The sequence below is a fragment of the Kitasatospora sp. NPDC058218 genome (genome assembly GCF_042882445.1).
Classification (GTDB): domain Bacteria; phylum Actinomycetota; class Actinomycetes; order Streptomycetales; family Streptomycetaceae; genus Kitasatospora.
Genome location: NZ_JBHVWC010000024.1, coordinates 98822 through 109957 on the forward strand (window position 1 = coordinate 98822; position 11136 = coordinate 109957).

The following is an 11136-nucleotide window of genomic DNA, read 5'->3' on the forward strand; positions in this document are numbered from 1 at the left end:
TGCCCGCCCCGGCCGCCGTCGCGGCCCGGCGATCAGCCCTGCCGGGCGCCCTTGGCCCGGTACTTGAGGCCGAGCAGCGCGCCGGAGAGCCCGTGCGGCACCAGCCAGGAGACGTCCTCCCGGTCCACCGCGTCGAAGCGGTACTTGTAGGGCTCGGTGCCGCGCAGGAAGTCGAAGGTGGTGAGGCCCTGCCCGGCGGCCGCCCGGACGGCCTCGGCGATCACGGCCGTGCCGAGCCGCAGCGGCGCCCAGGTCTGCTCCCAGCCGATCTGGTAGTAGGCGAAGGTGTCCCGCCAGCGGAACCCGTAGAGGACGCCGACCACCTCCTCGGCCCGTTCGGCGACCAGGAAGGCGGGGCCCTCGCCGCGACCGGTGGCGGCCGAGCGCTCGATCAGCCGTACGTGCAGCGGCGCGCGGGCCGCGTCGAAGCTGGTCGGCAGGCCGAGCGCGGCCCGGCGCAGCCGGTGCAGTCGGAGAACGGTGTGCAACAGGCCGAACCGCTCGGCGAGTTCGCCGTCCCCGACGGCCGGCGCGACCCAGCGGAAGGTGATCCCCTCGGCGGCGAGCTTGCGGCCGTAGCGGCGCAGGTCGGCGCGGAACTGGCGGGAGCCGAGTGCGTCCGGGCCCGCGGTGAGGTCGACGCGCGGGCACGGGGTGCGGTCGACCTCCACCGCGCCGGCCGGCAGCAGCGGGCCCTGGCCGGGGTCGAGATCGGTGAACAGCAGCGTCGCCCGCCGGGCGCGGCGCGCCAGCCAGGCGGCGACCTCGGCGCGTCGTTCGGGTGCGGCGGTGACGCCGCAGTGGTCGGCGGCGCCGGGGCCGGAGCCGAGCACCGTCAGACAGGGGACGCTCAGCGGCGCGCGCGGATGCAGCCGTCGCCGGGTGCGCAGCAGCGGGACGACGGCGCTCACCCGGCCGTCCGGGTCGCGCCAGACCGTGACCTCGCCGGCGCCCTGTTTCGCGCCGAGCGTCTCCCACCAGGAGAGCGCCCACTCCGGTGTGGTGAACCACGACCCGCCCGGATCGGCGGCGGCCAGCTCCCGCCAGCCGTCCAGCACCTCCGCCGGCAGCGCGGCCGTCCGGTACCGGACCGGGCCGGCCGCCCGGACGGTCGCCCCGGTGGCCGCCATGTCCGTTCCCGGCGTGTCCGTGCTCGCCGTCCCGCTCTCCGTCGTCCCCAACGTCCCGCCCCCCACGTGTCGTTCAGGCGCCGCCGCGCAGTCGGTGCACGGCCGGATGAAGCCCGGAGAGAATTGTGTCGAACCTGTCCCGGCTGGTGGTGGAGTTCACCCGAAGACGGCTGATCCGCAGCGGGCGTCTGGGCAGCAGCCGGTCGTGCCGGTGGTCGAACAGGAAGCCGACCCGGTAGCCGAGCCGGCGCAGCACGTTCTCGGCGCGCTGGTCGACGTTGCCGTTGGGGTAGGCGAAGGCGGTGGGCTCCTCGCCGTCGAGCCAACCGGTGAGCGCGTGATGGGCGCTGCTGATCTCGTCCCGCAGGGTGGCGTCGTCGCAGTGGTCGAGGCAGGGGTGACCGGCGGTGTGGTTGCCGATCGCCACGCCGGAGCGGTGCAGTGTCAGCAGGTCGTGCCGGGTGAGCTGGTCCTGCCGTGGTGCGCGGGTGCGGGCGCTCTCGCGCAGCTCGGCGAGGGCGGTGCGGCGGTCGCTGTCGGGCAGGGTCTTCAGCCGGCGCACCACCGCGCCGGGAGCGCAGCCGGCCAGGCTGCGCGCGCTGCCGCCGCAGGAGGCCAGGTGGGCGGCCTCGGACCACCAGAACGGCCGGTCGCTGTCGATGAGTTCGGTGACCACGAAGGCGGCCGCCGGGATCCGGAGCCGGGTGAGCACGGGCAGGCCCTCGGTGAGCACGCTGCGGTCGCCGTCGTCGAAGGTGACCAGCACGCTGCGGGCCGGCAGCGGACGCCCGGAGCGGACGGCCTGCTCGACCCGGGCCAGGGAGACCGGGCGGGCGATCCGGACCAGACGGGCCATCTGGAGCGCGAAGGTCCGCGGGTCGTCCACGCCGTGGTAGGCGAGGACGGCGAGGCGGCGGGTGGCGGCGAGCCGGAACAGCGGCTGGATGGGGGAGTTGCGCAGCACCGTGTCGACGCTGCTCCGGCGACCGGCGAGCCGGCCGCCCGGTGGGGCCCCGGCCCCGGCGCGGGCCTCGCCGGGCGGGTCTGCCGCCCTGACCGACGGGCCCGCGGCCTCGATGGTCGGGCCTGCCGCCCTGGTGGTCGGGCCGTCGCCGGCCCCGGTCGAACGCGTGGTCCCCTCGGGCATCGACACGCTCCCCCTTCCTCCCCGTGAGCACTGCCACGAGCACTCCCGTCGGCACTGCGGCGGCGGGAGTCGGGCACGGCACGCGGGCAGGATCCGCCGCTCGGCGCACGCCTGCCGGGTGGGCGGCCCGCCCCGCTCCCCGAATTGCCAAGATAGTGCAAAATCCCATGCTCCGAGGAGGGTTGCGCACGGCGGGCAGGTTTCCGGGGGAGGTTGGCGCATTGTCGGCGCGCGCTTGGCCTGAGTGCGGGCTGGGAGCTTCCTGAGTGGCCGCTGGTGGTGCGGGGGAGTGCTCGGCGGGCCGGCCCGGGTGAGGCGGGCGGGCCCGGGTGAGGCGGGCGGTCGCGCACGGGGTACGGGTGCGCGCGGGGTGCGGGTGCGTTGTGCGCGAGGGTGGGTCGGCCGCCGGTTGCGGACCCGGCGGCCGACCCCGGAGGGGGCCCGACGGCCCCGGCTCGTGGATCCCCGGCCTGCCCCGCCGTGTCGCGGGGCCCTTCGGGGACTCGCTGGTTCTTCGGTGGATCAGAAGGGGCCGGTGCAGGTGGTGACGTGCTGCGAGGCCTCCAGGGCCGGGCCGCCGACCGCGCAGATCATCCGGAGGTCCTTGGTGACCACGCGCGGCGTGACGGCCTTGGCGAAGCCGTTGGTGACGGTGGTCGCGGAGGCGACGGTGACCCACGGGCTGCCCCAGGCCCGCTGCGTCCTGACCTCGACCTGAACCAGCGTCAGCTGGGCGGGGGAGGAGGGCGACACCTGCGCCACTCCGACGATTCCTCCGCCGTCCTTCTCCAGCCAGGCACAGGGGTGGTCGACCACGGCGGTACACGCCGCGGCACCGGTACCTTCCGTCGTCGTCGCCGCCGAGGCCGGGGTGGCCATCGACGCCGTGATCCCTGCCACCGCGACCATCAGGGCTGCGATCCGAGCGCGCATGATATGAACCTCCTTGGAAATCAAGGGAATCTCACTCCGTGGGATGAGTCTTGCACATTTCATGGGCATGCCACATGTGCGCTGCGTCACACTCAAGGTGACGGTTCAACTACGTACCGCAACCGGCGGCCCGGACTCCGGTCGTGCGCCCCGGGGGCTCCGGTGTGCGTGGGTGCCGACGGCCCGGCTGCGCCGCCCGCCTCGCCCGCTCGGCCCGCGTGGCGCGGCGCCGGTTCCGGATTGGGGGTCTTGGAGTGTCAAGTCCGGTTCGGGACACCATGGTTGGCGCCGTCGTCCAGGGTGCCGTCCGCACCGGGGCCCCGTTCACTCGTACGGGTGGCGGACCGGCGCGAAGCCGTTCGGACGGCTACGATCGACGCGACCTACGGAGGTGGCCTGCATGGACACGGTCATCGTGCAACTGCCCGAACCCCGCCCCCAAGCCCGGCCCGGTGGGCGGCCCGCACCGATCGGCGGACGGCCCGGGCCGTCCGGTGGGCGCTCCGCGCCGCCCGGCCGGCCGGCGCTGCTCCACCTGGGCCCGGGCGAGGTCGCCCAGTTCGGGCGCGGCGAGCCCGGTCGGCCGCTCGCCATCCCCCTCGCCGACCAGGGCGTCTCGCGCCGCGCCGGCGAGATCACCGCCGCCGAGGACTACTGGCGGCTCTCCAACTTCAGCGTCTCCGCGACGTACGTGGTGGAGAACCTCGAAGGAGCCGGCGAGCACGTCAAGGTGGCCCCCGGCCGGCTGGGCGCGCCGGTGCCTTTCGAGTTCTCCCGAGTCCTCCTGCCGGCCCTCGGCGAACCGGCCGCGTTCAAGGTCTTCGCACCCCAACACGCCTATCTGGAGGGCGAAACGGTGGTCGACGAGGGCGAGCTGACGGTCAGTCCTTTCGCCCTCGACCCGACCTCCAAGTACTTCCTCGTTCTGCTCGCCCTCTGCGAGCCCCGGCTGCGCTCGCCGTCCGCCGCCGCCGTCCCCGGCGTCACCGACGTGCTGGCCCGGCTGCGCGCCCTGCCCTCCTGCCAGGGGCTTACCCGATCAGCCGTCAACTACCACATCGACTATCTGGTGGCCACCAAACTGCGTCTGCGCGAGGCGCCCGAGGAGATCGCGGACGATGCGGCCCGGAGCGGCGGCAAGCGGGAGGAACTCGTGGCCCTGGCCCTGAGGTTCGACCTCGTACGGGAGGAGCACCTGGCCCTGCTCCCGCCCCGGCGGGTCGGCTGACCCCGTCGTGCCGTCGCCCGCCCGGCCCGGTGGCCGGGGACCAGCCCGGTCCGGTGAACCGCCCTTCGACGTGCCGCCCGGCTACGCCGTCGCCGGGTACCGCGTCGGCGAGCCGATCGGCGCCGGAGCCTGGGGCAGCGTCTATGCCGCCCACCGGCCGGGCGGGCCGGCGGACCTCGCGGTCAAGTTCCTCTGCCCGGCCCGGCTCAGCCCCGGCCAGCGCCGCACCATGGCGCAGATCGCGCGCAGCGAGATGCGGTTCAGCCGCCGCGCGGACCACCCGAACCTGATCCGCACGCTCGCCGTCGTCACCGTCGACGACCCCGCGCACCCGCGGCTCGACGGCGCCCTGGCCCTGGTGATGGAACGCGCCGCCGGCAGCCTCCAGGACGTCCTCGCCGCCGCCCGGCCGCACACCCCCGTCCCCGACGCCGAACGGATCCTCGCCGGGGTCTGCGCCGGGCTCGCCCACATGCACGCCGCGGGCTGGGTGCACGGCGACCTCAAGCCCGGCAACATCCTGCTGATGCCGGACGGCACCGCCAAACTCGCCGACTTCGGCCTCACCGCCGAACTGGAGGGCACCCACGCCTACGGCCCGCCGCTCGGCTCGCCCGACCACGTCCCGCCCGAGTGGTGGTCCCAGCGCACCGGTGCCCGCGGCGTCGCGGTGCGGCCGAGCGCCGACATCTGGGCCTTCGGCGTCGTCGCCCACCAGCTGCTCACCGGCGGGCTGCACCCCTTCCTCGGCGCCACCGCCCGCGCCCGCTCGCTCGCCGCGCAGGCCTACGCGCGCGGCGCGGCCCCGCTGCGGCTGGACGACGCGCTGCCCGCCTGCCGACGCCCGGCCGTCGCGGCCTGCCTGGCCGCGGACCGCGCGGAGCGGGCCCGGGTGGACCTCGCCGCCCTGCGGGCCGAGCTGCTGGCCGCGGCGGCGCAGCGGCCCGGGGCCGGTGGCGCGCTGGCGGTGCCCGGGGCGGCCGGGGCGCGGCGCCCGGGTCGTCGGCCCGGGCTGCTGACGGGAGCCGGTCTGGTCTCGGTGGCCGCCGCCGCGCTGCTCCTCAGCGGTGGCCCGGAGCCGACCGGACCGGTCCCGGGCGGATCGCTGTCGGGCGGATCACTGTCGGGCGGGCCGGCGCCGACGGGGCCGGCCTCCAGCGGCCCCGCCCGGGCGCACCCGGCGCCGACCGCCGCCGGTGCCGCCCCGGCCAGCCCGGCCGTGCGGGCCGGTGCGATCCCGGCCGGCGCCGACGTCCCCGCCGCGCTGCGCGGCCCGATCGAGGACGCCGCCCGTCGCTGCCCCGAACCCGAGATCACCCCGGTCCTGCTGGCGGCCATGCTCAAGGCGGAGAGCGGCTTCGACCCGCAGGCCGCCCGGCCGGAGACCGGCGAGTACGGCGTCGCGATGTGGACGCCCACCGTCTTCAACGCCTGGGCGCAGGACGGCGACCACGACGGCGTCAAGGACTACATGGAGCCCGCCGACGCGATCGCCTCGATGGGCAACTACGTCTGCTGGCTCGACCAGCAGCTCAAGCGCCGCGGCTACACCGGCGACCTGCCGGCCCTGGTCACCGCCGGCTACCGGACCAGCGACAAGACCGTCGCCGACGCGGGCGGCGTCCCCGACCGGGTGAAGCCGCACGTCGCGAAGGTGCTCGGGTACCTCGCGGAGTACGGGGGCTGAACGCCCCGGCGCGGGCCGGCCGCGACATGACCTCGGCCACATCCGTGCCACCCCACCGGCGGCGTCGCCCGGCTACCGGGGCCCCGGAATGCGATGCTCGGCCGCATGATCACGAAGCTCCGCGCGGCCACCACGCAGTGGACCGTCGTCGTCCCGGTGGTGTCGTTCGTCGTCCTTGTCCTCACCTGGCACCGCGACCTGCCCGGCTGGGTGGTGGGCCTGATGGCCTGCTTCCTGGCCGGTGCGGTGCTCGCCGCGGTGCACCACGCCGAGGTGGTGGCGCACCGGGTGGGGGAGCCGTACGGCTCGCTGGTGCTGGCGGTCGCGGTGACCGTCATCGAGGTGGCGCTGATCGTGACCCTGATGGCGGACGGCGGGGACAAGGCCGCCACGCTGGCCCGGGACACCGTCTTCGCCGCCGTGATGATCACCTGCAACGGCATCCTCGGCCTCTCCATCCTGGTGGCCGCGATCAAGTACCGGGTGGCGGTGTTCAACGCGGAGGGCACGGGCGCGGCGCTGGCCACCATCGGCACCCTCGCCACGCTCAGCCTGGTGCTGCCGACCTTCACCACCAGCTCCCCGGGCCCCGTGTTCGCACCCGCCCAGCTGGCCTTCGCGGCCGCCGCCTCGCTGCTGCTGTACGGGCTGTTCGTGGCCACCCTGACCTTCCGCCACCGCGACTACTTCCTGCCCGTCACCCCCGAGGGCACGGTGCTCGACGAGGAGGACCACGCCGATCCGCCGAGCCTGCGGACGACCAGGGTCAGCCTCGGGCTGCTCGCGGTGGCGCTGATCTCGGTGGTGGGCCTGGCCAAGGGCGTCTCGCCGACCATCGAGTCCGCCGTCTACTCGGCCGGGCTGCCGTCCTCGGTGGTGGGCGTGGTGATCGCGCTGCTGGTGCTGGCGCCGGAGACCATCGCGGCGCTGCGCTCGGCCCTGCGCAACCGGGTGCAGACCAGTCTCAACCTGGCGCTCGGCTCGGCGCTGGCGAGCATCGGCCTGACCATCCCGGCCGTCGCGGTGGCCTCCGCCTGGCTCCCGGGGCCGCTGGAGCTGGGCCTCGGGCCGACCCACCTGGTGCTGCTCGTGCTGACGATCGCGGTCGGCACGCTGACCGTCATCCCGCGCCGCGCGACACCGCTGCAGGGCGCCGTGCACCTCTCGGTGCTGGCGGCGTACGTGGTGCTCGCGATCAATCCCTGAGCACTCCCTGAGCACTTCCCGGGCACCTCCGGATCACTCCCCGAGTGATCGGGTGCGCGGCAACGGGCGGGCCGGCGACCACGAGGTCGCCGGCCCGCCGTCTGCCGTCTGCCGTCGGCCCGCCGCCTCCGCCCCCCGGCCGACCCGCCGCCCGGGCCCGGCAGTCGGGATGCGAGGATGGCCCCCGACCGCCCCCGACGGCGGACCTCCGCCGACCGGCCGCCCCCTCACCCCAGGGCGGCCCGACTGGGCACACGGCGACGAGGTCCGCGCTCCGTACCCCGGCAGCCATTTCCGGCGCGGCGTCTCCCTGCCTGCTCACCCTCACCTGCGAAGAAGACGCATCGCGATGCACTGCACCCGTACCCCCGTACCCACCCCCACCCCCACGGCCGCCTCCCCGGCCACCCCCTCCCGCACCCGCAGCCGGTCGCCGCTGCGGGCGGCCGCGCTCGGCGCGGGCGGGCTGCTGCTCTCCGGCTGCGGCAGCGCCCCCGTCCCGCCGCCCGGCAGCCAGCAGGACCTCCGCGCCCGCCTCCCCAAGGCGGTCCGGGACGCCGGTGTGCTCCGGATCGGCTCCTACCTCAACTACCCGCCGGTCGATTTCAAGGATCCGACCGGCGGGCCCGCCGGGCTGGACCCGGAGCTCGCCAAGGCGGTCGGCTCCTACCTCGGCCTGCGCGTCGAGTTCGTCGACATGCCGTTCGAGAAGCTGATCCCGGCCGTCCAGGCCAAGCAGCTCGACCTGGCGATGTCGGCCGTCATCGACACCAAGCAGCGTCAGCTCGGCGCCGCCGACGACGGGCACCAGGCCGACGCGGGCGTGGACTTCGTCGACTACTTCGCCACCGGCACCTCGATGGTGGTCAAGGCCGGGAACCAGCTGAACCTCAGCACCCTGGACAGCCTCTGCGGCCGTACCGTCGCCGTCCAGCGCGGCACCGTCCAGGACGAACTGGCCGGCCGGCAGACCGCGGCCTGCCTGCGGATCGGCAAGCAGCTGCAGATCCACCGCTTCGACACCGACGAGCAGGCGCTCGCCGAGGTGGCCGCCGGCACCGCGGTCGCCGATCTGAACGACTACCCGGTGGCCCAGTACAACACCACCCAGCCGGGCCGGGCCGGGGTGTTCCAGCTGGCCAACACGCACTTCCTGCAGTCCGGCCCGTACGGCATCACCGTCGCCAAGGACAACACCGCCCTGCGGGACGCCGTCGCCAAGGCGCTGGACCAGGTGATCCGCGGCGGTGAGTACGACAAGATCCTCGACAAGTGGAACGTCCGCTACGGCGCGGTATCCAGTGCGGTGGTCAACGGCGGCCTCTGACGGAGGGGCGCCGACCCCGCCCCGATGGCCGGGAACGACCGGTGATCGGGGCGGGGCCCGCGTGTCGGGGCGCGGCACGGCGGCCGCTGTCCCTATCGTCTGAGACCGCTGAGTCCGCAGCCGATCAGACCCGTGGGAGTGCGAGATGCCAGGCCCAGAGCAGCAGTTGTCCGCCGACGGTGCCCCCGCCCGCCCGGAGGACGGTGCCGACGTGATCGTGGTCGGTGCCGGCCCGGCGGGCTCCACCGCCGCCTACCACCTCGCGCGGACCGGGCTCGACGTGCTGCTGCTGGAGAAGTCGGCCTTCCCCCGGGAGAAGGTCTGCGGCGACGGTCTGACACCACGCGCCACCAAGCAGTTGGTCGACCTCGGCATCGACGTCTCCGAGGAGGCCGGCTGGCTGCACAACCGGGGGCTGCGGCTGATCTCCGGACGGCGCACGCTGGAGCTGGACTGGCCGCAACTGTCGGCGTTCCCGTCGTTCGGACTGGTCCGGCGGCGCGCGGACTTCGACGAGCTGCTCGCCCGCCGGGCCGCCTCGGCGGGCGCCCGGCTGATCGAACGGGCCAATGTGGCGGGCCCGTTGGTCGACGAGCGGTCCGGCCGGATCATCGGCGTGACGGCCCGCCTGGGGGAGGACCGGCGGCCCGTCGACTACCGTGCGCCGCTGGTCGTCGCCGCCGACGGCAACTCCACCCGGCTCTCCCTCGCGATGAAGCGCTACCGCCGCACCGACCGCGCGATGGGCGTCGCCTACCGGACGTACTTCACCACCCCGCGGCACCAGGACCGCTACCTGGAGGCCTGGCTCGACCTGCGCGACCCCAAGGACCCGGCGCGGCGCCTGCTGCCCGGCTACGCCTGGGTGTTCGGGATGGGCGACGGCACCGCCAACGTCGGCCTCGGCGTCCTGGACACCGCCGCGGTGGCCGGCGAGCTCGACTGGCGGGACCTCCTGCGGCGCTGGTGCGCCGCCCTGCCGCCCGAGTACGGCTTCACCTCCGAGGGCGTCACCGAACCCGTCCGCGGCTCCGCCCTCCCGATGGGGCTCAATCGCCAACCCCACTACGCCGACGGCCTGTTGCTGGTCGGCGACGCGGGCGGGACGGTCAGCCCGGCGACCGGCGAGGGCATCGCGTACGCGATGGAGTCCGGGCGCTACGCCGCCGAGACGGTCGTCCAGGCGCTGGCCCGGCGCACCGACCGCGGCCGCGAACTCGCGCTGCGCGGCTACCCGCAGGCGCTGCGCTCCGCCTACGACGGCTACTTCGCGCTCGGCCGGCTCGTGGCCGACGTGCTGGGCCGCCCCAGGCTGCTCGGCGCCGCCGGTGCGCTCGGGCTCGGCCATCCGGCCCTGCTGAAGGTGGCCTTCCGGCTGATGGTCAACCTCACCGAGCCGAACTCCCGCGACGCCCTCGACCGGGTGGTGACCGCCCTCGGCAAGCTGGCCCCCAGCAACCGGTGAGGCCGCCCGGGCGGCGCGGGGCCGGTGCGGGTCGGCGCGGGGTCGGTGCGGCGTCGGCGTGGGGGCGCGACCCTCCATCGTGCACGCCCCCGAGGCCGCCCGGGCGCCGGTTGGCCGAATCCGCGGAAACGGGCGCTGTCGTGCACCGTTCCGGTTGACGAAGGGTCAGGTGATCCGCTTGCCTAGGTGTCGACCTGGACACGGAGGGTGACGAATCACGCTCCGGTCCGCTCTGACGCCGATACGACGGAGACATTGTGCGCCTTCGCCTTCGCCTGTTCCTCGCGCCGCTCGCCGCGGTCGCGGCCCTGCTCGCCCCGGCCGTCCCGGCGTCCGCCGCCGACGCGGCCGCCGCCACCCCGTCCGACGCGTGCTCGGAGGCCGATTACCACGGCGACCCCCGCCTCGGCCCCGCGGACCTGCCGCGCACCGGCCCGGTCGGCCGCGAGCTGATCGGCTACAAGCGCACCGGCGGCCTCTCCGAGGACAAGTTCCTCGCCACCTACTACAGCCCCACCGCGAACAACGGCGGCCCGGGCTGGATCTACCCGCCGGCCAACGGATACGTCACCCTGCCGGACGGCACCCCGGTCGAGTTCGAGATCACCCTGTACCCGAACCAGAACATCGACCGCTACGGCGGCGAGTACGGCTCCTTCCTCGCCCCCGAGGGCCTGCCCTACGCCAGCCGCTCGATCCCGCCGCAGAGCCTCGACAGCACCCCGGCGCCGAGCTGCAACTACCACGACTACAAGGTGCTGAAGCCGTTCAAGGTGCACGCCGGCCCGATCGCGCCGTGGTTCGGCCAGCCCGGCTACGGCCTCCAGTACCAGCTCGACGCCGCGCTCGTCCCGAACGGGCCGGCCCGGCTGAACGTGCTGTGGCTCGTCGACAACGGGTACCTCGCCCGGATCTGACGCCCGCCGGACGCGGCGGGGCGGGGGGGTGCGCCCCCCGCCCCCCACCCCGCCCCCCCCCCCCCCCCCGCCGCCCCCCCCCCCCCCCCGGTGCCC

General features: G+C 75.2%; 9 protein-coding genes. 6 read left to right on the top strand and 3 right to left on the bottom strand.

Annotated elements, in window-relative coordinates; all coding sequences use genetic code 11:
• Nucleotides 1-32: 32 nt before the first annotated feature.
• The 3 genes from ACFVYI_RS17520 to ACFVYI_RS17530 all read right to left on the bottom strand — a co-directional run bounded on the left by ACFVYI_RS17520 (nt 33) and on the right by ACFVYI_RS17530 (nt 3210).
• Complete coding sequence (locus ACFVYI_RS17520) at nt 33-1130, bottom strand: GNAT family N-acetyltransferase (protein ID WP_387886200.1); 1098 nt, start codon at nt 1128-1130, stop codon at nt 33-35.
• 73 nt (nt 1131-1203) lie between these two features.
• On the bottom strand, nt 1204-2277 hold the full coding sequence (locus tag ACFVYI_RS17525) for a polysaccharide deacetylase family protein (protein ID WP_387886202.1): 1074 nt from the start codon (nt 2275-2277) through the stop codon (nt 1204-1206).
• 522 nt (nt 2278-2799) lie between these two features.
• Nucleotides 2800-3210: a hypothetical protein gene (locus ACFVYI_RS17530; protein WP_387886205.1), complete on the bottom strand. Its 411-nt coding sequence runs from the start codon at nt 3208-3210 to the stop codon at nt 2800-2802.
• A gap of 400 nt (nt 3211-3610) precedes the next feature.
• Here ACFVYI_RS17530 and ACFVYI_RS17535 point away from each other — a divergent pair, with 400 nt between their 5' ends.
• From ACFVYI_RS17535 to ACFVYI_RS17560, 6 genes are all read left to right on the top strand, one after another.
• Nucleotides 3611-4438 (top strand): serine/threonine protein kinase, encoded by an 828-nt coding sequence (locus ACFVYI_RS17535; protein WP_387886206.1) that lies wholly within the window; start codon nt 3611-3613, stop codon nt 4436-4438.
• 70 nt (nt 4439-4508) lie between these two features.
• A complete protein-coding gene (locus ACFVYI_RS17540; RefSeq protein WP_387886207.1) occupies nt 4509-6125 on the top strand; it encodes a serine/threonine-protein kinase in 1617 nt (538 codons plus the stop codon).
• A 105-nt stretch (nt 6126-6230) separates the two neighbouring features.
• A complete protein-coding gene (locus ACFVYI_RS17545) occupies nt 6231-7331 on the top strand; it encodes a calcium:proton antiporter (RefSeq protein WP_387886210.1) in 1101 nt (366 codons plus the stop codon).
• Nucleotides 7332-7680: 349 nt separating this feature from the next.
• Entirely contained in the window at nt 7681-8658 is a 978-nt protein-coding gene (locus ACFVYI_RS17550; protein WP_387886212.1) for an ABC transporter substrate-binding protein, read from the top strand.
• Between the two features lie 145 nt (nt 8659-8803).
• Nucleotides 8804-10123, top strand: coding sequence for a geranylgeranyl reductase family protein (locus ACFVYI_RS17555; protein WP_387886215.1), 1320 nt, complete (start codon nt 8804-8806; stop codon nt 10121-10123).
• 257 nt (nt 10124-10380) lie between these two features.
• The gene (locus ACFVYI_RS17560) at nt 10381-11040 is read left to right on the top strand and encodes a TNT domain-containing protein (RefSeq protein WP_387886217.1); all 660 of its coding nucleotides are present in this window, start codon (nt 10381-10383) and stop codon (nt 11038-11040) included.
• Nucleotides 11041-11136: the final 96 nt, after the last annotated feature.